Here is a 22,983-nt window from a genome sequence, read left to right as displayed (position 1 = left end):
TCTTTAATCAAAGTAATGATGTTGGATAAATTCGCTGATGTGTCGCAGGCCGGTACGTGGCGAAAGGTCATTGTTCCTGACCGAGCGCAGCGTTTGCTGGAAATAGCGATCGAAATCAGTGCGGGAAAATAACAGGTGCAGCGCCTCTTCTTCGGCCTGTTTCTGTAACCAGTCCACCGCTTGCTGCTGGCGGACTTTTTCCAGCCGACCGCTGGCTGTAAGGCATGTTTTAAAATCGATGATGGCCTGCCAGATTTCTTCAATGCCGCGTTTTTCCAGCGCGGTGCAGGCCAGAGCCTGCGGCTGCCACTCGTCATACTTGCGGCGTAGAATGTGCAGGGCGGAATCATACATATGGCGGGTGATGGCGACGTTGGCGCGGTTGTCCCCGTCATCCTTGTTGATGATGACCAGATCCGCCATCTCCATGATGCCTTTTTTGATGCCCTGCAGATCGTCACCACCGCCGGCTATTTGCAGCGAGAGAAAGCAATCAACCATGCTGGCGACTTCTGTTTCGGACTGCCCAACGCCGACGGTTTCGACGATCACTACATCGAAGCCTGCCGCTTCGCACAGCAGCATTAATTCCCGGGCGCGCTGGCTGGCACCGCCCAAATGCCCGCTGGAAGGAACCGGTCGAATAAACGCGGCATCCGCACGCGCCAGTTCCGTCATACGGGTTTTATCGCCCAGAATGCTACCGCCGCTGACCGGACTGCTGGGATCGACAGCGATCACCGCCACCCGCAATCCCTTACGGATCAGTAGCATGCCAAAGGCTTCCAGAAAGGTGCTTTTCCCCGCGCCCGGCGTACCGGTAATGCCCAGACGCAGGGCGTTACCGGCGAACGGTATAATGGCGTCCAGCAGCTGTGTGCTGAGTAGCTGATGACGCGGATGCTGGCTCTCGACCAGCGTCATGGCCTGGGCGAGCGTGGCGCGCTCCCCCAGACGTAAACGCTGGATGCTATCAGCCAGCGTGGCGCTGCTAATCATGGTGCTGACCAATGCGGGTTAATACATCGCGTACACTGTCGAGCATCGGCGTACCGGGACCATAAATAGCGGCGACACCTCGCGCTTGCAGGAAGGCGTAATCCTGCGGTGGGATGACGCCGCCGGCTACCACGCAAATGTCCTCGCGCCCCCAGCTTTTGAGCGCCGCCACCAGTTCGGGGATCAACGTTTTATGACCCGCCGCCAGTGAAGAGGCGCCAACCACGTGCACATCGTTTTCTACCGCCAGGCGAGCGATCTCTTCCGGCGTGGAGAACATCGGGCTGAGGTCAACATCGAAACCGAGATCGGAATAGGCGCTGGCAATCACTTTGGCGCCGCGATCGTGACCGTCCTGACCCATCTTAGCGACCAGAATGCGCGGGCGGCGGCCGTTATCGGCGAGAAATTTTTCAGTTTGCGCAACAATGGCGTCAAACTCGTCGGCGGATTTTTCAGACTGGTGGTAGCTTTGCGCAACCACTCCGGTAACACACTGGCTGGGTACCAGGTAACGGTCAAAAGCGGACTCCAGTGCGTCAGAGATTTCACCCAGCGTGGCGCGAACGCGCGCGGCATCTATTGCGGCGGCGAGCAGGTTTTCATTGTGCCGCGCTGCGTGGGTCAAAGCTTTCAGCGTGGCTTTCACCGCAATATCGTCACGGGTCGCGCGGATGTGTTGCAGCGAGGCAATCTGCTCGTTGCGCACCTTGACGTTGTCGATTTCCAATACCGACGTGGCGTCTTCTTTATCCAGCTTGTATTTGTTCACGCCAACGATAACGCGCTGACCCTGGTCGATGAGTGATTGTTCGCGGGCGGAAGCTTCTTCGATCATCCGTTTTGGTAACCCCGCTTCTATCGCTTTCGCCATTCCACCCGCTTCATCGATCTGTTCGATGATCGCCCGTGCTTGCTTAACGATCTGATCGGTCAGCGACTCCACATAATACGATCCGGCCAGCGGATCGACGGTGCGGCAGATCTCCGACTCCTCCTGAATGATGATCTGCGTATTGCGCGCGATGCGGGCGGAAAAGTCAGTCGGCAGGCCGAGCGCTTCATCAAAGGCGTTGGTGTGCAAAGACTGAGTACCGCCCAGGGTTGCACCCAGCGCTTCGATGGTGGTGCGCACCACGTTGTTGTACGGATCCTGCTCGGTCAGGCTCCAGCCGGAGGTCTGACAGTGGGTACGTAGCGCCAGAGATTTTGGGTTGGTGGCGCCAAATCCGCTGACTGCCTCGCTCCACAGATAACGCGCGGCGCGCAGCATGGCGACGTTCATAAACAGATCCATGCCAATGCCGAAGAAGAATGACAGTCGTGGGGCGAAATCATCAATTTTCAGTCCGGCGGACAGCGCGGCTTTGATGTACTCAATCCCGTCGGCCAGGGTAAACGCCACCTGCTGCACGCAGTTGGCACCCGCTTCACCCATGTGATATCCGCTGATGCTGATGGTATTAAAGCGCGGCATATTGTCAGAACACCAGGCAATGATGTCAGCGATAATGCGCATAGAGGGCTTGGGCGGGTAAATATAGGTGTTGCGGCATAGGTACTCTTTCAGAATATCGTTTTGTATCGTGCCAGTGAGCAGCTCTGGCGCGACGCCTTGCTCCTGCGCTGCCACGATATAAAACGCCATCACCGGGAGTACCGCGCCGTTCATGGTCATGGATACCGACATCTTATCCAGTGGGATCTGGTCGAACAGTACCTTCATATCTTCGACGGTATCTATAGCCACGCCCGCTTTGCCGACGTCGCCTGCCACGCGCGGGTTATCTGAGTCGTAGCCGCGATGAGTGGCGAGGTCAAAGGCGACGGAAAGCCCTTTTTGTCCGGCGGCGAGATTACGGCGATAAAACGCGTTAGATTCTTTGGCGGTAGAGAACCCGGCGTACTGGCGAATAGTCCACGGCTGCGCGGTATACATGGTGGCGCGTGGGCCACGAACGTAAGGCGCCAGGCCGGGGAGGGTGCCCGTCACTTCCAGGTTGTCGAGATCAGCCTCGGTGTACAGCGGCTTAATGGCAATCCCTTCTGCCGTCTGTTTTACCAGCGAGTCGACGGTTTTTTCCCGTCGGCTGAGTTCTTTGTTGGCGAGCGTTTGCCACGCCTGCATATTGGCCATTTTTTGCTCCGTATTACGCAATAAGTTGAATCTTTGCGAATACGGTGAGCTTTTTCAGCTGGCTTGTCGCCAGCAAAAAATAGCCAATAAGACGTCGTTTTTTGCCGCGTGGCGTGTTTTATTTTGTGATGGATTTCAAAGACGTGGCGGGAATAGCATGAAAAGAGAGTATAAGGTTGTAGGCCGGATAAGGCGTTACGCCGCCATCCGGCACTCAGGGGCAATAAATGCTTTAATCCTGACGCAGCACATTGTGTCCGTAGGCTAGCAGCGCATCGGTGACGTTGCGCATCATGCGGCTTTCCGGTGCAAAGCGATGCCAATAGAGCATCCGACGCTGGAACAGGCCTGGCGTTAAGTCGATAAGCTCGCCGCTTTCCAGCTCTTTCTCGATCTGCAGGTGTGGGATCATGCAGCAGGTTGTCCCCTGGCGTGCCAGCTGCACAAAGGCTTCCGACGAGTTAACGATGTGGCACGGCACGCTGCCCGGTGGCAGATCGAAGTTTTGTTGCAGAAAAGCCTGATGCATGTCGTCGAGATGGTCAAACGCAACCGCCGGCGCTTTTAGCAGGGCAGAACGGGTGACGCCATTCGGAAAGTAGCGCTCGGCAAAAGGTTTTGAGCCGACAAACAGGTAGTCCAGCGCGCCGAGTTTATCCACCAGACAGCTTGGTAGCGCCTGATGTTGAATACTCACCGCGCCCACCACTTCACCGCGACGCAGGCGTTCCTGAGTGCGTGTTTCATCTTCAACCTGCAGGTTCAGACGAATCGGTGAGTTTGCCAGCACAGGGGCCAGCGCCGGGAGTAGCCAGGTGGCCAGACTGTCGGCGTTGACGGCCAGGGAGAGCAGCAGCGGCGTCGAGCCGGTTTGTTCATCTCCCAGCCACTCGTCTTCCAGCAGTTCAACCTGACGCAACAGTGCCAGCAGCTTTTGCCCTTGCTCGGTTGGGCGAGGCGGTACGGTACGCACCAGCAGCGGTTGTCCGAACATATTCTCAAGCTGTTTTATGCGTTGTGAAACCGCGGATTGTGTGATGCATAGCTTTTGCGCAGCGCGCTCAAATCCCCGTTCACGAATAACCGCATCCAGTGCTTGTAGTGTTCTGTAGTCCGGACGTTTCATTGCTCTGACGTACTCCTGATATTTTTGCGTGTTCTGCACTATGACACAATTTTAGGTTGGGTACAGACGAAATCCGCCGTCTGCGAGCGGGTGTGGGGACATTTTTCTACGCAATGTTCTATAATGCGCGTGAATTTCCACACCACATTCACACCACAGGCGAAACGATCATGACGCAGGATGAACTGAAAAAAGCAGTAGGATGGGCGGCACTTCAGTATGTACAGCCCGGCACCATTGTGGGCGTAGGTACCGGTTCAACAGCCGCACACTTTATTGATGCGCTGGGCACCATGAAAGGTCAGATTGAAGGCGCAGTGTCCAGTTCGGACGCTTCCACTGAAAAACTCAAAAGCCTCGGTATCCACGTGTTCGATCTTAACGAAGTGGACAGCCTTGGCGTTTACGTTGATGGCGCGGACGAAATCAACGGTCACATGCAAATGATCAAAGGCGGCGGCGCAGCGCTGACCCGCGAAAAGATCATTGCCTCCGTCGCTAAGAAATTTATCTGCATCGCTGACGCGTCCAAAGAAGTCGATATTCTGGGTAACTTCCCGCTGCCGGTAGAAGTGATCCCGATGGCGCGTAGTGCGGTTGCTCGTCAGTTGGTGAAGCTGGGCGGTCGTCCTGAATACCGTCAGGGTGTGGTTACTGATAACGGCAACGTCATCCTTGACGTGCACGGTCTGGAGATCCTTGACGCTGTGGCGATGGAAAACGCCATCAACGCAATCCCGGGCGTTGTGACCGTGGGTCTGTTTGCCAACCGTGGGGCGGACGTTGCGCTGATCGGCACAGCAGATGGCGTGAAAACTATCGTAAAATGATCTGACGACCGGGATCTTCTGTCGTTAAAAAAATTTTGGCAGGGCAAATTTGGTGACTTGTGTCACGTTTACAATATTGTCCTGCCGATCCCTCCAAAGAAAAAGTTATCACCAGAATTTTACTCTGACATTTCCCGCTGAATGACACTTCTTCAGCACGACGACGCAAACGTTCATATTGCCGCAATATTTTTTTTTGATATGTTGAAGAGGCGGATGAAAATCCCACACACAACACATCAGATTGAACTAAAAAAAGACAGGGTCGGGGAAATGGCAAAGGTATCACTGGAGAAAGAAAAGATTAAGTTTCTGCTGGTTGAAGGTGTGCATCAAAAAGCACTGGAAAGCCTTCGTGCGGCAGGTTACACCAACATCGAGTTTCACAAAGGCGCTCTGGACACTGAACAGCTGAAAGAGTCCATCCGTGATGCCCATTTTATTGGCCTGCGATCCCGTACTCATCTGACTGAAGATGTGATTGACGCCGCAGAGAAACTGGTCGCGATTGGCTGCTTCTGTATTGGCACCAATCAGGTTGATCTGGGGGCGGCGGCAAAACGCGGGATCCCCGTGTTTAACGCACCATTCTCTAACACCCGCTCCGTTGCCGAACTGGTAATTGGCGAACTGTTGCTGCTGCTGCGCGGCGTGCCGGAAGCGAACGCTAAGGCGCACCGTGGCGTGTGGAACAAACTGGCTACCGGCTCTTTTGAAGCGCGTGGCAAAAAACTGGGGATTATTGGTTACGGCCACATTGGTACCCAGTTGGGCATTCTGGCGGAATCGCTGGGGATGCACGTCTATTTCTATGATATTGAAAACAAACTCCCGCTGGGTAACGCCACCCAGGTACAGCATCTTTCCGACCTGCTCAATATGAGCGATGTGGTCAGCCTTCACGTGCCGGAAAATGCCTCCACCAAGAATATGATGGGCGCACAAGAGATTGCCCTGATGAAGCCGGGTGCGCTGCTGATCAACGCCGCGCGCGGCACGGTTGTTGATATTCCTGCGCTGTGCGATGCGTTAGCCACTAAGCATCTGGCTGGCGCAGCAATCGACGTCTTCCCGACGGAGCCGGCGAGCAACAGCGATCCGTTTACATCTCCGCTGTGTGATTTTGACAACGTGATCCTGACGCCGCACATCGGCGGTTCAACGCTGGAAGCGCAGGAAAACATTGGTCTGGAAGTGGCAGGTAAGCTGACGAAGTATTCCGATAACGGCTCTACGCTGTCGGCGGTTAACTTCCCGGAAGTGTCGCTGCCGCTGCACGGTGGTCGTCGTCTGATGCACATTCACGAAAACCGACCAGGCGTGCTGACCGCGCTGAACCAAATCTTTGCCGAGCAGGGCGTTAACATTGCCGCGCAGTATCTGCAAACTTCCGCGCAGGTGGGGTATGTGGTTATTGATATCGAGGCAGATGAGGATGTGGCGGAGAAAGCGCTGCTGGCGATGAAAGCCATTCCGGGAACGATTCGCGCGCGTATGCTGTACTAATTATTGGTACATCGTGCCGGGTGGCGACTGCGTCTTAACCGACCTACGAGATGATTCGTAGGCCTGATAAGCGTAGCGCCATCTGGCAATTCAAGGCTACCATTCCCATACTTTTGACGGTGTTACCACCGCGGGCAGCGGAATATCCCACTCTTCGACCGGTAACTTCTCCACTCGCTGGCAATCATGTGCGTAGCCCACCGGCTGGATCTGATGCTGCTGCCAGTTTTGCAACGTGCGATCGTAAAAACCACCGCCCATGCCTAAGCGCTGTCCGTCTTCATCAAACGCCACGAGCGGCGTAATCAATACATCCAGCTTTGATAACGGCAAAACGTCGCGCACATCGAGTCGCGGCTCCTGGATTTTGAGTCGGTTAGTTACCAGATCACTGTGCGGATGATAGTGCAGAAACAGTAAATTACCGCGGCTAAACGGATGTAGAACCGGGAGATAGACACGCTTGCCCGCACGCCACAGTTGTTCGATCAGCGGTTGAGTATCAAGTTCGCCATCAAAAGAGAGAAATACCGCCACGGTGTGGGCGAGTACAACAGGGGGGAAGCTCAGCATTCTGCTCGCGGCCTGCTGACCGAAATGGCGTTGTTGCTCAGGCGTTAGCGCACGGCGACGTTGCCGAATCAGTTGACGAATTTCTTGCCGGGATAAAGGAAGTTCAGAAAGTAGTGTCATGGCTGTTGCCAGGTAGAAGGGAATCTCCGAGATGCCGCCGCAGGCTGTAACCCTTGAACCCTTGGTTCAAGGTGAATGTGTCGTCACAGTTTTAAGGCTTCTCGGACGAACCGAGCATGCTCACCAACCGTGGAGCGCCACATTCTTGTGGTATGAAATATCGGCTCAGGGGACTGGCCCGCTTGCAAACATCTCAGAGAAATTTTGTCTTCACGGTCACTCTACCACAGTAAACCGAAAAGTGTTATTCAAAGTTTTGGCCCGTTTTTTCGGTTATGCGACCCTGATCAAGCAACGCCTGTTCAATGGTTTGTTGTAGCATCCGAATACGTTGTTCCATGCTCGCCGCGTAGTCACGCGTCTTCGCTTTTTCCTGAGTTAATTCATAGCTGATGTTCAACGCGGCGATGAAAACCAGCTGCTCAGTATTTGTGACTCTAGTGCGAACTTTCAGATCTTGCAATCGCTGATTCAGATCGTCCGCAGCCTGATTCAACGCATCTTGTTGTTCAGGCGGGCAATTCACTCGCAGTGAACGGCCAAAAATTTGGATATCGACGGGTTGTGCAGACATGCCACCTTCCTGCTGATTGACTGCGCTGCCTTCGTCTCCAGACCTTGGGTCCGCGAAGGGGCGACACTATAGCTACCCTGGTATGAACATACAAGCCCTTTTCTGGTCCACCAGGGCCCAAAGTGGTAGCATAACATGAATATCCTCCCTTTGATGACGAATGCTTATGTCCATACAGAACGAAATGCCTGGTTACACCGATGTTAGCCAGTTTTTGAACCAACAAGGGGCTGGATTAACCCCGGCCGAAATGCACGGTTTGATCAGCGGGATGATTTGCGGCGGCAACAACGACAGCTCATGGCAGCCGCTGTTGCACGACCTGACCAACGAAGGTTTGGCCTTTGGCCATGAGCTGGCTCAGGCACTGATCAAAATGCACGCGGCGACCAGCGACGCCCTGGAAGACGACGGCTTCCTTTTTCAGCTTTATCTGCCTGAAGGCGACGGCGTTAGCGTGTTCGATCGTGCCGACGCGCTGGCGGGCTGGGTCAATCACTTTTTGCTGGGCCTCGGGGTTACGCAGCCCAAGCTCGACAAAGTGACCGGCGAAACCGGCGAAGCGATTGACGACCTGCGCAATATCGCCCAGTTGGGATATGACGAAGACGAAGATCAGGAAGAGCTGGAAATGTCGCTTGAAGAGATCATCGAGTACGTGCGTGTTGCTGCGCTGTTGTGCCATGACACGTTTACGCGTCAGCAACCGACCGCGCCGGAAGTACGTAAACCGACACTGCACTAAGTAACGAGAACGCCAGGGAGAGTGTTATGACTCAGCAAGAATACTTACGCCGTCGCCAGGCATTACTGGCGCACATGCAGCCAGGCAGCGCTGCGCTGATTTTCGCGGCCCCAGAAGCGACGCGCAGTGCGGACAGTGAATATCCGTACCGCCAGAGCAGCGACTTTTGGTACTTCACCGGTTTTAACGAACCTGAAGCCGTGCTGGTGCTGATTAAAAGTAATGACACTCATAACCATAGCGTTTTGTTCAACCGGGTACGTGACCTGACGGCGGAGATCTGGTTTGGTCGCCGTCTGGGACAAGATGCTGCCCCCGAGAAACTGGGTGTTGATCGGGCGTTAGCGTTCAGCGAAATCAACCAACAGCTGCATCAGTTGCTTAACGGTCTGGACACGGTGTACCACGCCCAGGGCGAATATGCCTGGGCGGATGAGATTGTGTTTACGGCGATGGATAAGCTGCGCAAAGGCGCCAGACAAAATATGAAAGCCCCTGCGGCGATTATCGACTGGCGTCCGATGGTGCACGAGATGCGCCTGTTCAAATCGCCGGAAGAGATAGCAATCATGCGTCGCGCCGGTGAAATCAGCGCGCTGGCGCATACCCGCGCGATGGAAAAATGTCGTCCGGGAATGTTCGAGTATCAGCTGGAAGGGGAGATCCATCATGAGTTTACCCGTCATGGTGCGCGTTATCCTTCCTATAACACCATTGTCGGCAGCGGTGTAAACGGCTGCATCCTGCATTACACCGAAAACGAAAGTGAAATGCGCGATGGCGATTTGGTGCTGATTGACGCCGGATGCGAATACAAAGGTTACGCTGGCGACATTACCCGCACCTTCCCGGTCAACGGGAAGTTCACTCCCGCCCAGCGCGAGATCTATGACATCGTGCTGGAGTCACTGGAAACCAGCCTGCGTTTGTATCGTCCGGGGACGTCCATCCAGGAGGTGACGGGAGAGGTGGTGCGCATCATGATTACCGGTCTGGTAAAACTGGGTATTCTGCACGGCGATGTCGATCAACTGATAGCCGACAACGCGCAGCGTCCTTTCTTTATGCATGGCCTGAGCCATTGGCTGGGGCTGGATGTCCATGACGTTGGCGTTTATGGCCAGGATCGCTCGCGTATCCTCGAACCGGGGATGGTGCTTACCGTCGAGCCAGGACTGTATATCGCGCCGGACGCCGACGTACCACCGGCTTATCGCGGAATTGGCATTCGTATTGAAGATGACATCCTGATTACCGAAGACGGTAATGAAAACCTCACCGCCAGCGTAGTGAAAAAGGCGGATGATATTGAAGCCCTGATGGCTGCGGCGCGACTGAAATGAGCGTGATTATTGTCGGTGGTGGTATGGTTGGAGCGACTCTGGCGCTGGCTATTTCAGAGCTGAGTCATGGGACGCTGCCGGTCCATCTTATTGAAGCGAGCGAGCCGGATACTGACCGCCATCCGGGATTTGACGCTCGGGCGATTGCGTTGGCCGCAGGCACCTGCCAGCAGCTGGCGCGAATTGGCGTCTGGCAGGCCATTGCCGATTGCGCAACCCCGATCAAAACGGTGCACGTCAGCGACCGTGGACATGCCGGGTGTGTGACGCTTGATGCACTGGAATACCGTATTCCTGCGCTGGGTCAGGTGGTGGAACTGCATGACGTCGGGCTGCGTCTGTTTGCGCTGTTGCGCAAAGCGCGCGGCGTCACGCTACATTGCCCTGACCGGGTGGCCAGCGTGTCGCGCACCCAGCAGCACGTTGAGGTCACGCTGGAGAATGGCGAGGTGATTACCGGTCGTGTACTGGTAGCCGCTGACGGCACACGCTCTGCGCTGGCGACCGCCTGCGGCGTTGACTGGCAGCAGCAGCCTTACGAACAACTGGCGGTGATTGCCAACGTTACCACCTCCGTCCCGCATAACGGACGAGCGTTTGAACGTTTCACGCAGCATGGCCCGCTGGCCATGTTACCGATGTCAGAAGGGCGCTGCTCGCTGGTGTGGTGTCATCCGCTGGAAAAGCGAGATGAGATCATGGCCTGGTCTGACGAACAGTTTTGTCGCGAACTGCAAACGACGTTTGGCTGGCGGCTTGGGCGCATTACGCAAGCCGGTCAACGTAGCGCCTATCCGCTGTCTTTAACCACCGCGGTGAAGGCGATTAGCCATCGCACCGTGCTGGTGGGCAATGCGGCGCAGACCCTGCATCCTATTGCCGGCCAAGGTTTTAATCTCGGCCTGCGCGATGTCATGAGCCTTGCCGAAACGTTGACGCAGGCACAGTTTGCAGCCGAAGACGTGGGTGATTATGCGGTGCTGTCGCGCTATCAGCAGCGTCGTGAGACCGATCGCGAAACAACGATTGGCGTGACCAACAGCCTGGTGTATCTGTTTGCCAATCGCTGGGCACCGCTGGTTGTTGGACGTAACGTGGGTCTTATGGCGATGGAATTATTGACGCCAGCCCGCGATGCGTTGGCGGAGCGGACCCTGGGCTGGGTCGCGCGATAAATATAGCCAGTAGGCCTGATAAGCGTAGCGCCATCAGGAAAATGCAATGGCAATCATGCCGGATGGCGGCTTCGCCTGATCCGGCCTACGGTATTTGATAGTCCCGTTTTCAGGAGCAAACAGTGCAAAGTGTTGATGTAGCAATTGTTGGTGGCGGCATGGTGGGACTGGCGGTTGCCTGCGGCTTGCAGGGCAGCGGGTTACGCGTTGCCGTATTAGAACAACATGTTCCGCAGCCTCTGGCGGCGGATGCACCTCCTCAGCTTCGCGTGTCGGCCATTAACGCCGCCAGCGAAAAACTACTGACCCGTCTTGGCGTATGGTCAGACATTGTCGCCCGTCGGGCTTGCTGCTACCACGGGATGGAAGTCTGGGACAAAGACAGCTTTGGGCGCATCGAATTTGATGACCAAAGCATGGGCTATAGCCATTTAGGACATATCGTTGAAAATTCGGTGGTCCACTACGCGCTGTGGCAAAAGGCGCAGCAGTCGGCGGATATTACGCTAATGGCTCCGGCAGAACTTCAGCAAGTGGCCTGGGGGGAGAACGAAGCTTTTCTGACCCTGAAGGATGGCTCGATGCTGACTGCGCGCCTGGTCATTGGCGCGGACGGCGCAAACTCCTGGTTGCGTAACAAAGCGGATATCCCGCTGACCTTCTGGGATTATCGCCATCATGCGCTGGTGGCAACCATTCGTACCGAGGACGCGCACGGTGCAGTTGCCCGCCAGGCGTTCCATGGCGAAGGCATTCTGGCGTTCTTACCGCTCAGCGATCCGCATTTGTGCTCTATCGTCTGGTCACTCTCGCCGCAGGAAGCAGAGCGCATGCAACTGGCAAGTGCTGACGCGTTTAATCAGGCGCTGAATATCGCCTTTGATAATCGGCTGGGACTATGTCGCGTTGAGAGTGAACGTCAGGTGTTTCCGCTAACGGGGCGCTATGCCCGCCAGTTTGCCGCGCACCGCCTGGCGCTGGTCGGTGATGCGGCACATACCATCCATCCGCTGGCAGGACAGGGGGTTAACCTCGGTTTTATGGATGCTGCGGAGCTGATTGATGAGCTAAAACGTCTGCAACGCCAGGGGAAAGACATCGGTCAGTACCTCTATCTGCGTCGCTACGAGCGTAGCCGTAAGCACAGTGCAGCGGTGATGCTGGCCGGTATGCAGGGGTTCCGTGAACTGTTTGCTGGCGCGAACCCAGCGAAGAAACTGCTTCGTGATATTGGTCTGAAACTGGCCGATACCCTGCCAGGCGTAAAACCACAACTCATCCGTCAGGCGATGGGATTAAACGATCTTCCTGAGTGGTTGCGCTAACGTCCGTCAGGACAATTTTAAGAGTTTGAGACCCGTCACACTTTCCTCTCCCGGCCTGCGCGCCGGGATGCTTCTCTCATTTGAAATAATCTAATTTCACGCTTCTTTTCGCATTAGTTTTTTTAATATTACTATTTTCTCATAACGCCATTTTTGACATTTTTTCCACATTTAATATGGATTGATGACGATTTGTTTCGTTTTATCTATCTGTTGCTCTGATTTTATGGCGGTTAATTGGATTTTTATTCTGTCGTCGATCTGGGCATTTTTAGCCATAAGCTAATGTGATGGTTAATTTTGCCTTATGGTTTAGCGTCTGTTTCAGTGGTAAGTTCAAGACAAAGAGAACGTTTGCGTCGCAGCCCCCGGAGCGGCTGCGGTGCTGGGTTTCGTGGTGAACATTTCACCGCGAAAGAGTTGATAGCCCCGCTTATTCAACGAGGAAAAGATGGCTCAACAGACTCCTTTGTACGAACAACACACGCTATGCGGCGCGCGCATGGTTGATTTCCATGGCTGGATGATGCCTCTGCATTACGGTTCTCAGCTCGACGAGCACCACGCTGTTCGCACCGATGCCGGTATGTTTGATGTGTCGCACATGACCATCGTCGACCTGCGCGGCAGCCGCACCCGGGAGTTCTTGCGTTATCTGCTGGCAAACGACGTCGCGAAGCTAACGAAAACCGGTAAAGCCCTTTACTCCGGTATGCTCAATGCGTCGGGCGGTGTGATTGATGACCTGATCGTCTACTACTTCACTGAAGATTTCTTCCGCCTCGTTGTTAACTCCGCCACCCGCGAAAAAGACCTCTCCTGGATAACCCAACACGCTGAACCTTACGCTATCGACATCACCGTTCGTGATGACTTGTCGATGATTGCGGTGCAGGGACCGAATGCTCAGGCTAAAGCCGCCACGCTGTTTACTGAAGAACAGCGCCATGCGGTAGAAGGCATGAAGCCGTTCTTTGGCGTGCAGGCGGGTGATTTGTTTATCGCCACCACTGGCTATACCGGCGAAGCAGGCTATGAAATTGCCCTGCCGAATGAAAAAGCCGCGGATTTCTGGCGTGCGCTGGTCGACGCAGGCGTACAGCCATGTGGTCTGGGCGCGCGCGATACGCTGCGTCTGGAAGCCGGTATGAACCTGTACAGCCAGGAAATGGACGAGGGTATTTCTCCGCTGGCCGCCAACATGGGCTGGACCATCGCGTGGGAACCGGCTGACCGCGACTTCATTGGTCGCGAAGCGCTGGAAATGCAACGTGAAAAAGGTCACCAGCAGCTGGTTGGCCTGGTAATGACCGAGAAAGGCGTACTGCGTAATGAACTGCCGGTGCGTTTCACCGATGCGGCGGGCAATGCGCATGAAGGCATTATCACCAGTGGTACGTTCTCTCCGACGCTGGGCTACAGCATTGCACTGGCGCGCGTACCTGCGGGTATAGGCGAGACGGCAATCGTGCAGATCCGTAACCGTGAAATGCCGGTAAAAGTGACTAAACCTGTTTTTGTGCGTAACGGCAAAGCCGTCGCGTGATTCATCCTTTTTGGAGATTGATTGATGAGCAACGTACCAGCAGAACTGAAATACAGTAAAGAACACGAATGGCTGCGCAAAGAAGCAGACGGCTCTTACACCGTAGGGATCACCGAACATGCTCAGGAACTGCTGGGTGACATGGTGTTCGTTGACCTGCCAGAAGTGGGTGCCACTGTTAGCGCGGGCGACGACTGCGCGGTTGCGGAATCCGTAAAAGCGGCTTCCGATATCTATGCGCCAGTGGGCGGTGAGATTGTGGCGGTGAATGACGCGCTCAGCGACTCCCCGGAACTGGTGAACAGCGAGCCGTATACCGGCGGCTGGATCTTCAAGATCAAAGCCAGCGACGAAAGCGAAATCGAATCACTGCTGGATGCCACTGCGTACGAGGCATTACTGGAAGACGAATAAGATTGTGCCGGATGGCACTGCGTTTATCCGGCCTACGGTTTTATGTAGGCCCGGTAAGCGTCAGCGCCACCGGGCAATTGAGTTAGAGACAATCACGATTCACTGCACGTTTCAGGAACCATCGCCCATGACACAGACGTTAAGCCAGCTTGAAAACAGCGGCGCTTTCATTGAACGCCACATCGGACCGGACGCCGCGCAGCAGCAAGAAATGCTGAATGCGGTTGGCGCCGAGTCGTTAAACGCGCTGATCGGCCAGATTGTGCCGAAAGACATTCAGCTCGCAACCCCGCCACAGGTGGGCGAGGCGGCGACCGAATACGCTGCGCTGGCAGAGTTAAAAGCCATCGCCGGGCGTAACAAGCGCTTCACGTCCTACATTGGCATGGGTTATACCGCCGTGCAGTTACCGCCGGTTATCCTGCGTAATATGCTGGAAAACCCGGGTTGGTACACCGCATATACGCCGTATCAACCAGAAGTCTCCCAGGGCCGTCTGGAAGCACTGCTTAACTTCCAGCAGGTGACGTTGGATCTGACCGGTCTGGATATGGCTTCCGCTTCTCTGCTGGATGAAGCCACCGCGGCTGCCGAAGCCATGGCGATGGCAAAACGCGTCAGTAAACTGAAAAACGCCAACCGCTTCTTTGTGGCGTCTGATGTTCATCCGCAAACGCTGGATGTTGTCCGTACCCGTGCGGAAACCTTCGGCTTTGATGTCATCGTTGACGACGCAGCAAAAGCGCTGGATCACCAGGATGTCTTCGGGGTGCTGCTGCAACAAGTGGGCACTACCGGTGAAGTTCACGACTACAGCGCGCTGATTGCTGAACTGAAAGCGCGTAAAGTGGTGGTCAGCGTAGCGGCCGATTTTATGGCGCTGGTTCTGCTGACTGCGCCGGGCAAACAGGGCGCGGACATTGTTTTCGGCTCCGCTCAGCGCTTTGGCGTACCGATGGGTTACGGCGGCCCGCACGCGGCATTCTTTGCTGCCAAAGACGAATTCAAACGCTCCATGCCAGGCCGTATTATCGGCGTCTCCAAAGATGCCGCAGGTAATACCGCTCTGCGCATGGCGATGCAGACTCGCGAGCAGCATATCCGCCGTGAGAAAGCGAACTCCAATATTTGTACCTCGCAGGTACTGCTGGCAAACATCGCCAGCCTGTATGCCGTTTACCACGGTCCAGTCGGACTGAAGCGCATTGCGAACCGCATCCACCGCCTGACCGATATTCTGGCCGCGGGTCTGCAACAGAAAGGGTTGAAGCTGCGTCATGCGCACTACTTTGACACCCTGTGTGTCGAAGTCGCTGATAAAGCGGCCGTGCTGGCGCGTGCCGAAGCGGCAGAAATCAACCTGCGCAGCGATATTCATAACGCCGTAGGCATTACGCTCGACGAAACCACCACCCGTGAAAATGTGGTGCAGTTGTTTAATGTTCTGCTGGGCGGCAGCCACGGCCTGAACATCGATACGCTGGATAAAGACGTGGCGCTCGACAGCCGTTCTATTCAGGACAGCATGCTGCGTGATGATGCGATCCTGAGTCATCCGGTGTTCAATCGCTACCACAGCGAAACCGAGATGATGCGCTACATGCACTCGCTGGAACGTAAAGATCTGGCGCTGAATCAGGCAATGATCCCACTGGGTTCCTGCACCATGAAGCTGAACGCGGCCGCCGAGATGATCCCTATCACCTGGCCTGAATTTGCTGAACTGCACCCGTTCTGCCCACCTGAGCAGGCGGAAGGGTATCAGCAGATGATTGGTCAGCTTTCTGAGTGGCTGGTAAAACTGACCGGTTATGACGCCGTCTGCATGCAGCCGAACTCCGGCGCACAGGGTGAATATGCGGGCCTGCTGGCGATTCGTCACTATCACGAAAGCCGTAACGAAGGTCATCGCGATATCTGCCTGATCCCGGCCTCTGCTCACGGTACTAACCCAGCTTCCGCCCAGATGGCGGGAATGCAGGTGGTCGTGGTGGCCTGTGATAAAAACGGCAACATCGATCTTGGCGATCTGCGCGAAAAAGCGGCGCAGGCGGGTGAAAACCTGTCCTGCATTATGGTGACCTATCCATCCACCCACGGCGTGTACGAAGAAACGATCCGTGAAGTATGCGAAGTCGTGCATCAGTTTGGCGGCCAGGTTTACCTCGATGGCGCGAACATGAACGCTCAGGTCGGTATCACCACGCCAGGCTTTATCGGCGCGGATGTTTCACACCTCAACCTGCATAAAACCTTCTGCATTCCGCACGGCGGCGGAGGCCCGGGTATGGGGCCGATCGGCGTTAAATCGCACCTCGCACCGTTTGTGCCGGGTCACAGTGTGGTACAGATTGAAGGCATGCTCACCCGTCAGGGCGCGGTATCTGCCGCACCGTTCGGTAGCGCCTCCATTCTGCCAATCAGCTGGATGTACATCCGCATGATGGGCGCAGAAGGTCTGAAGCAGGCAAGCCAGGTGGCAATTCTGAATGCCAACTACATTGCCAGCCGTCTGAAAGATGCCTACCCGGTGCTGTATACTGGTCGCGATGGCCGTGTGGCGCACGAGTGTATTCTCGACATTCGTCCACTGAAAGAAGAGACCGGCATCAGCGAGCTGGATATTGCCAAGCGCCTGATCGACTACGGTTTCCATGCGCCAACTATGTCGTTCCCGGTAGCGGGTACGCTGATGGTGGAGCCGACGGAATCTGAAGGTAAAGTGGAATTAGATCGCTTTATTGATGCGATGCTGGCAATCCGCACAGAGATCGATCGTGTGAAAGCAGGCGAGTGGCCACTGGAAGATAACCCGCTGGTTAACGCGCCGCACACCCAGAACGAGCTGGTGGCGGAGTGGAATCACGGTTACAGCCGTGAAATTGCGGTGTTCCCGGCTGGTGTGGCAAATAAATACTGGCCAACGGTGAAACGTCTTGATGACGTTTACGGCGACCGTAATCTGTTCTGCTCCTGCGTGCCGATGAGCGAATATCAGTAACTTTTCCGCGTAGTAAAGTAGTGTATAGGCCGGGTAAGGCGAAGCCGCCTCCCGGCTTTTTCATATCTGGAGGTATCCATGGGAATCGCACTTGTTACTGGCGGAAGTCGCGGTATTGGGCGCGCAACCGCGCTACAGCTGGCAGAAGAGGGTTACACCGTTGCGGTTAACTTCCATCACAATATTCGTGCCGCAACCGAGGTGGTGAATCACATTGCGTCGGCAGGCGGCAAAGCATTTGCCCTGCGGGCGGATATCAGCGATGAAAGCCAGGTTGTGGCAATGTTTGAGGCGATCGACCGAGAAGGTGAACCACTGGCTGCGCTGGTGAACAATGCCGGGATTTTGTTCGAGCAGAGCACGGTAGAAAACTTTACTGCCGAACGCATCAACCGCGTAATGGCAACCAACGTTACCGGCTATTTCCTGTGTTGTCGGGAAGCGGTTAAGCGGATGTCGTTGAAGCATGGCGGTAAGGGCGGGGCGATTGTTAACGTCTCGTCAGCAGCATCAAGGCTGGGCGCTCCATTTGAATATATCGACTATGCAGCGTCGAAAGGGGCGGTAGATACGTTGACGACGGGGTTAGCGCTGGAGGTGGCGGCGCAGGGTATCCGTGTGAACGGCGTGCGTCCTGGCCTAATCTACACCGACATGCATGCGTCTGGTGGGGAGCCCGGACGGGTTGATCGCGTAAAGTCGATGTTACCGATGCAGCGTGGCGGACAACCGGAAGAAGTGGCGCAGGCTATCACCTGGCTACTGAGTGAGAAGGCGTCTTACGTAACGGGCAGTTTTCTGGAGCTGGCGGGTGGGAAGTAGCGCGTTGATTGCCGGATGGCGCATCGCTTATCGGCCTACGGGAAATTAACGTGTAGGCCGGATAAGGCGTTTACGCCGCCATCCGGCAAAAATTACAGATTTTCGCCGTTGCTGGCGATCACCTCTTTGTACCAGTTGAAGCTTTTCTTGCGTGAACGCGACATATCTCCGGTGCCATCGTCGTGCTTGTTCACGTAAATAAAGCCGTAGCGTTTACTGTACTGACCGGTTGTGAACGACACGCAGTCAATGCAGCCCCACGGTGTGTAGCCCATCAAATCTACGCCATCGTACGTTACTGCTTTCATCATCTCTTCAACGTGGGCGCGTAGATAGTCGATGCGATAGTCATCGTTGATGCAGCCATCTTCTTCTACTTTGTCGTACGCACCAAAGCCGTTTTCAACGATAAACAGCGGCTTCTGATAGCGTTCGTACAGCTCACATAAGGCATAGCGCAGGCCGACGGGATCTATCTGCCAGCCCCAGTCGGAGGCTTTAACGTGTGGGTTGGGGACGCTGCCTTCGAAGCCGGAAATCGCGTCACCGCTGCCACCTTCCGCTTTTACGGCGTTGGTCATGTAGTAGCTGAATCCGAGATAGTCGCAGGTGCCTTCACGCAGGATCTGTTTGTCGCCTGCTTCCATTTTGATATTGAATTCACGACGCTCCCATTCGTTCAGCACATAAGAGGGGTAATAACCGCGTAGCTGGACGTCGGTGAAGACGTAGCGTTCACGCATCGACTCCTGCGCAAACATCATATCCTCGGGTTTACAGGAGAAGGGGTACAGCGGCACCATCGCCAGCATGCAGCCGACTTTCATTTCAGGATTAATGCGCCGTGCCGCCTTCACCGCCAGCGCGCTGGCAACAAACTGGTGGTGCAGCACCTGATACAGCGTTTCTTCCGGGTTCTCATGCTCGGTGTACACCACGCCGGAACAGCAATAGCCAAACAGCGGCGCACGCCAGTTACGCTGGTTGTTGATCTCATTAAAGGTCATCCAATATTTGACCTTGTGCTTGTAGCGCTCAAAGACCACTTCGGCAAAACGAACGAAGAAATCGACCACTTTGCGGTTGGTCCAGCTACCGAACTGCTGTACCAGATGTAGCGGCATTTCGAAGTGGGAGAGGGTAATAACCGGCTCAATGTTGTACTTGAGCAGCTCGTCGAACATGTCGTCGTAAAACTTCAGCCCTTCTTCATTTGGCTGAGTTTCGTCACCTCGCGGGAAGATTCGGGTCCAGGCAATAGACGTACGGAAGCATTTGAAGCCCATTTCAGCAAACAGCTTTATGTCTTCTTTGTAATGACTGTAAAAATCGACGGCTTCGTGGTTTGGATAGTACTTGCCTGGAATGACGCTCTGGGTGATTTCGCGTGGAACACCGTGCGCGCCGCCGGTCAGCACGTCACAAATGCTTGGCCCTTTGCCGCCTTTGTTCCAGCCGCCTTCAACCTGATGCGCCGCAACCGCGCCACCCCATAAAAAATCTTTCGGTAAAGTCAGTTTTTTCATTTGCGCTCAGTCTCAAATTAATACCATTTGATTTTGAGTCTAACAAAGGAAAGTTAAATGTCACGATATAACAAAATAGGCTTAATGTGATTTGTTACATCAAAAAAACAGTTTGTTTTTTTATGCCAATTTTTTCGCCAGTTTGCGACCCAGTGACTCCAGAATATAAATTACGGGGATTTGTGTGGTTATATCATAGACCCCCGCAATGCGGGTTTGCGGCACATGCCAGGAGAGGTTAAAGTCGGCCAGTTTCGCCAGGCGTGAGTGCTCGTGGCTGGTAACCGACAACACTTTGCAGTTGTGGAGGCTAAACTGGCTGGCGAAACGCAGGATCTCCTCGGTTTCGCCGGAGACGGATAGGACAATTGCCAACGCGTTTCGGGCCATATCATTGGTTACCGGGAAATAGGGATCGTCAATATGGTTGCTGAATTTCCCGACATTTGAGAAAAATCTCGCACCATATTTAGCTAAGGCGCCGGATGTTCCCGCGCCAACGAATATAATACGCTCGGAGGACAATATAATATCAACAGCCTGATCGAGTAATGTGTCGAATTCGTCGTTATTCACGCCCTTAAAGAAGCTGATTATTTCGCTGGCACCGAAATTAGCCTGTTGCGGTTCATTCTGCTCTAAATATAATTTAAAGCGTACGCGAAACTCAGAGTAGCCCTCACAGTTAAGTTTGCGGCAAAAGCGCAGCACGGTGGTGGTTGAAACCCCTATGGCATCAGCCAGTTCGCGAATGGTCATGTACATGACTTTGTCACGGTTCTTGATGACATAGTTGTAGACCAACATCTCAAGATTGTTGAGACTGGCGATGGCGGCGTGGGAGAACATACTCACAATGGCAATACTCACTCATCAGACTTCATCTACAGGGAATAATAACATGCAGCCAAATGACATCACTTTTTTTCAGCGTTTCCAGGATGACATTCTGGCCGGACGCAAGACTATCACTATTCGCGATGAGTCTGAGTCCCACTTCAAAACCGGAGACATTCTGCGGGTTGGACGCTTCGAAGATGACGGTTACTTCTGCACTATAGAAGTGGTAGGCACCTCGACCGTGACGTTGGATACGCTGAGTGAAAAACATGCTCAGCAGGAAAATATGACCCTTGATGAGCTTAAACGCGTGATTACAGAGATCTATCCAAATCAGACGCAGTTTTATGTGATTGATTTTAAATGCGTTTAATTTAAAGAATACACTTGTTAGCTGAAAAATAAAATGTAAATAATTGATTTTTATATGTTATTTATTGGTTGATATTTATTTTAGCTAACATGTGTTCACTGGAACCATTCTCAGTTACGCTAGAAGCGCAATCACGAAAGTGTTCGTTTTTTGGGAGTAAGCTATGGTTCAGAAGCCATTAATTGCGCAGGGGTATTCTCTGGCAGAGGAAATCGCCAATAGCATCAGCCACGGAATTGGGCTGGTGTTTGGGATTATCGGACTGGTGCTGTTGCTGGTTCAGGCAGTAGATACCAATGCCAGTGCTATGGCCATTACCAGCTATAGCCTGTACGGCGGCAGCATGATTTTGCTGTTCCTGGCTTCAACCCTGTATCACGCGATACCCCATCAGCGAGCGAAACTCTGGCTGAAGAAATTTGACCATTGCGCTATTTATCTGCTGATTGCCGGAACCTATACGCCATTTCTGCTGGTGGGGCTGGACTCACCGTTGGCGCGTGGCCTCATGGTGGTGATCTGGAGCCTGGCGCTGCTCGGTATTCTGTTCAAATTGACCATTGCCCACCGCTTTAAAATTTTGTCGCTGGTGACCTATCTGACCATGGGCTGGCTGTCATTGATTGTGGTGTATCAACTGGCGGTTAAACTGGCTGCTGGGGGCGTAACGCTGCTGGCGGTAGGTGGCGTGGTCTATTCACTGGGCGTCATTTTCTACGTCTGCAAACGTATCCCTTACAACCATGCAATCTGGCATGGATTCGTGCTGGGTGGCAGCGTGTGCCATTTCCTGGCCATCTATCTGTACGTGGGGCAGGCGTAATCATCATTGCCTGGTGGCGCTGCGCTTACCGGGCCTACAAAACCCTCGACCCGGTAAGGTGAAGTCGCTACCTGGCGATTTACTCTTCCAGCGAATACGGCAGCGGTACTATATACAGCGTTTTCGCGTCGTCGCGCACGCGGAATACGCTGTCGGCTTCCATGTCGTTATTCATCACCACCTGCACCAGTACCTGACCGTCCGCCAGTTGTACTGCCGCAAGTACGGTGCCGGTTCGGCGCCAGTTCTCTCCCATTTTCAGTTCCAGGTCTTCACCCGCTTCCGGCACCCGGCTGGCTGAACCTGCCAGTGTCCACAGCGCTCGTTTGTTAGCGCCGCGGAATTTCGCCCGTGCGACCATTTCCTGACCGGTATAGCAGCCTTTTTTGAAGCTGATCCCACCCAAGGCCTGCAGGTTGGTAGCCTGTGGAATGAACTGCCCGCTGTTGGCGGTATCAATTACTGCGATACCGGCTTCGATATCCAGTGCCAGCCACTGTTGGCTGTTGTTCAACTCTGCTTCACCACGCAGTTTTTCTACCAGCGTTTCCGCCGTGGCTGCATCGGTAATCAGCAGGAAGCGTTCGGCCGGGTGTTCAAACCACAATATCGTGGAAGAGCCTTCGGTAATCACCTGCTTATCGCGGGTTGGCAGTTCGCTAAAGAGATTGTCCAGCGCGGCACGCGCCTGGAATCCGGCAACGCCCAGCAGCACGCGTTCGTCGTCCGGCGCAATCACCACTTTTGAGAAGACGGCATATTTTTTCAGTTCGGTAAGCTGGGCATCGCGCAGGCTACGGCGCTCAAGCCACGCGAAGCCTTCACCCAGGCGGAAGAGGCGCAGGTTGCTCCACATTTTGCCTTTGGCATCACAGTGGGCAGCCAGCACATGCTGATGTTCGGTCAGCTGACTGACATCAGCAGTAACCTGGCCCTGAATATACTTCTCACTGTCGGTGCCGGTAATGGTCGCGAGTGCCCAGTCATCAAGCGTCATCAGCGTCAGAGGCAAACGTGTTGACGCACAAGGCTGACGAGGAGGAAAAGATGTAAAAGCCATAATAATGTCCTGATTTGCTTAACGCAGTAATAATGACTAATGGTAAAAGAGCTATGGCCCATTGCAAGCGGTTTAAACATCCTATTTGTGCCATATTTTAAGCTTTGCGAGGAGACATCCATAAT

20 protein-coding genes and 1 other RNA gene are annotated in these 22,983 nt (G+C 54.4%); 12 read left to right on the top strand and 9 right to left on the bottom strand.

The genetic code is table 11. The annotated features are described in order from the left end of the window. Window positions 1-3: 3 nt before the first annotated feature. The 3 genes from meaB to argP form a co-directional block, all read right to left on the bottom strand. Window positions 4-999, bottom strand: coding sequence for a methylmalonyl Co-A mutase-associated GTPase MeaB (gene meaB / locus FCH32_RS14800; protein WP_174361133.1), 996 nt, complete (start codon window positions 997-999; stop codon window positions 4-6). Next, entirely contained in the window at window positions 992-3,136 is a 2,145-nt protein-coding gene (scpA, locus tag FCH32_RS14795; protein ID WP_174361132.1) for a methylmalonyl-CoA mutase, read from the bottom strand. Before scpA ends, meaB begins: the two co-directional genes overlap by 8 nt. Before the next feature lie 232 nt (window positions 3,137-3,368). Beyond that, window positions 3,369-4,262 (bottom strand): DNA-binding transcriptional regulator ArgP, encoded by an 894-nt coding sequence (gene argP, locus FCH32_RS14790; protein WP_003825477.1) that lies wholly within the window; start codon window positions 4,260-4,262, stop codon window positions 3,369-3,371. 170 nt (window positions 4,263-4,432) lie between these two features. Here argP and rpiA point away from each other — a divergent pair, with 170 nt between their 5' ends. Together rpiA and serA are read left to right on the top strand one after the other, a co-directional pair. Beyond that, the gene (gene rpiA / locus FCH32_RS14785; protein WP_136345248.1) at window positions 4,433-5,092 is read left to right on the top strand and encodes a ribose-5-phosphate isomerase RpiA; all 660 of its coding nucleotides are present in this window, start codon (window positions 4,433-4,435) and stop codon (window positions 5,090-5,092) included. A 273-nt stretch (window positions 5,093-5,365) separates the two neighbouring features. Continuing rightward, window positions 5,366-6,598: a phosphoglycerate dehydrogenase gene (gene serA, locus FCH32_RS14780; RefSeq protein WP_096755782.1), complete on the top strand. Its 1,233-nt coding sequence runs from the start codon at window positions 5,366-5,368 to the stop codon at window positions 6,596-6,598. A gap of 96 nt (window positions 6,599-6,694) precedes the next feature. Here the strand turns inward: serA and FCH32_RS14775 are convergent, their stop codons facing one another. From FCH32_RS14775 to zapA, 3 genes are all read right to left on the bottom strand, one after another. Next, on the bottom strand, window positions 6,695-7,291 hold the full coding sequence (locus tag FCH32_RS14775) for a 5-formyltetrahydrofolate cyclo-ligase (RefSeq protein ID WP_117342630.1): 597 nt from the start codon (window positions 7,289-7,291) through the stop codon (window positions 6,695-6,697). Window positions 7,292-7,310: 19 nt separating this feature from the next. After that, window positions 7,311-7,494, bottom strand: a non-coding RNA gene (gene ssrS / locus FCH32_RS14770) — 6S RNA. A gap of 41 nt (window positions 7,495-7,535) precedes the next feature. After that, window positions 7,536-7,865: a cell division protein ZapA gene (zapA, locus tag FCH32_RS14765; RefSeq protein WP_096755784.1), complete on the bottom strand. Its 330-nt coding sequence runs from the start codon at window positions 7,863-7,865 to the stop codon at window positions 7,536-7,538. A 166-nt stretch (window positions 7,866-8,031) separates the two neighbouring features. On the opposite strand from zapA, the gene FCH32_RS14760 reads away from it, so the two are divergent. The 8 genes from FCH32_RS14760 (at window position 8,032) to FCH32_RS14725 (ending at window position 18,236) form a co-directional block, all read left to right on the top strand. Continuing rightward, the gene (locus FCH32_RS14760; RefSeq protein ID WP_135911444.1) at window positions 8,032-8,610 is read left to right on the top strand and encodes a YecA/YgfB family protein; all 579 of its coding nucleotides are present in this window, start codon (window positions 8,032-8,034) and stop codon (window positions 8,608-8,610) included. A gap of 26 nt (window positions 8,611-8,636) precedes the next feature. Then, window positions 8,637-9,953, top strand: coding sequence for a Xaa-Pro aminopeptidase (pepP, locus tag FCH32_RS14755; protein ID WP_117342629.1), 1,317 nt, complete (start codon window positions 8,637-8,639; stop codon window positions 9,951-9,953). Further along, window positions 9,950-11,128, top strand: coding sequence for a 2-octaprenyl-6-methoxyphenyl hydroxylase (gene ubiH / locus FCH32_RS14750; protein WP_174361131.1), 1,179 nt, complete (start codon window positions 9,950-9,952; stop codon window positions 11,126-11,128). Before pepP ends, ubiH begins: the two co-directional genes overlap by 4 nt. 122 nt (window positions 11,129-11,250) lie before the next feature. Beyond that, window positions 11,251-12,453 carry an FAD-dependent 2-octaprenylphenol hydroxylase gene (ubiI, locus tag FCH32_RS14745; RefSeq protein ID WP_174361130.1) on the top strand — a complete coding sequence of 401 codons (1,203 nt, stop codon included), beginning with the start codon at window positions 11,251-11,253 and terminating at the stop codon, window positions 12,451-12,453. Between the two features lie 451 nt (window positions 12,454-12,904). Then, entirely contained in the window at window positions 12,905-13,999 is a 1,095-nt protein-coding gene (gcvT, locus tag FCH32_RS14740; protein WP_115257536.1) for a glycine cleavage system aminomethyltransferase GcvT, read from the top strand. A gap of 24 nt (window positions 14,000-14,023) precedes the next feature. After that, complete coding sequence (gene gcvH / locus FCH32_RS14735; protein ID WP_045447282.1) at window positions 14,024-14,413, top strand: glycine cleavage system protein GcvH; 390 nt, start codon at window positions 14,024-14,026, stop codon at window positions 14,411-14,413. 127 nt (window positions 14,414-14,540) lie between these two features. After that, window positions 14,541-17,414: an aminomethyl-transferring glycine dehydrogenase gene (gene gcvP / locus FCH32_RS14730; protein WP_174361129.1), complete on the top strand. Its 2,874-nt coding sequence runs from the start codon at window positions 14,541-14,543 to the stop codon at window positions 17,412-17,414. 78 nt (window positions 17,415-17,492) lie between these two features. Further along, window positions 17,493-18,236 (top strand): SDR family oxidoreductase, encoded by a 744-nt coding sequence (locus FCH32_RS14725; protein WP_117342627.1) that lies wholly within the window; start codon window positions 17,493-17,495, stop codon window positions 18,234-18,236. A gap of 92 nt (window positions 18,237-18,328) precedes the next feature. Here FCH32_RS14725 and bglA read toward each other — a convergent pair whose 3' ends face one another. Together bglA and FCH32_RS14715 are read right to left on the bottom strand one after the other, a co-directional pair. Next, on the bottom strand, window positions 18,329-19,762 hold the full coding sequence (gene bglA, locus FCH32_RS14720; protein ID WP_174361128.1) for a 6-phospho-beta-glucosidase BglA: 1,434 nt from the start codon (window positions 19,760-19,762) through the stop codon (window positions 18,329-18,331). Window positions 19,763-19,882: 120 nt separating this feature from the next. Continuing rightward, the gene (locus FCH32_RS14715; protein WP_174361232.1) at window positions 19,883-20,611 is read right to left on the bottom strand and encodes a MurR/RpiR family transcriptional regulator; all 729 of its coding nucleotides are present in this window, start codon (window positions 20,609-20,611) and stop codon (window positions 19,883-19,885) included. A 52-nt stretch (window positions 20,612-20,663) separates the two neighbouring features. On the opposite strand from FCH32_RS14715, the gene yqfB reads away from it, so the two are divergent. Further along, window positions 20,664-20,975 (top strand): N(4)-acetylcytidine aminohydrolase, encoded by a 312-nt coding sequence (yqfB, locus tag FCH32_RS14710; RefSeq protein WP_096755795.1) that lies wholly within the window; start codon window positions 20,664-20,666, stop codon window positions 20,973-20,975. A 163-nt stretch (window positions 20,976-21,138) separates the two neighbouring features. Next, window positions 21,139-21,798 carry a PAQR family membrane homeostasis protein TrhA gene (gene trhA / locus FCH32_RS14705; protein WP_096755796.1) on the top strand — a complete coding sequence of 220 codons (660 nt, stop codon included), beginning with the start codon at window positions 21,139-21,141 and terminating at the stop codon, window positions 21,796-21,798. A 79-nt stretch (window positions 21,799-21,877) separates the two neighbouring features. Here trhA and ygfZ read toward each other — a convergent pair whose 3' ends face one another. Beyond that, window positions 21,878-22,858 (bottom strand): tRNA-modifying protein YgfZ, encoded by a 981-nt coding sequence (gene ygfZ / locus FCH32_RS14700; protein ID WP_174361127.1) that lies wholly within the window; start codon window positions 22,856-22,858, stop codon window positions 21,878-21,880. Window positions 22,859-22,983: the final 125 nt, after the last annotated feature.

This window comes from Citrobacter gillenii, assembly GCF_013337685.1.
GTDB classification, from domain to species: Bacteria; Pseudomonadota; Gammaproteobacteria; order Enterobacterales; family Enterobacteriaceae; genus Citrobacter; species Citrobacter gillenii.
Note: the sequence above shows the minus strand (reverse complement) of the source record. Positions and strands in the feature narration are given on the sequence as shown.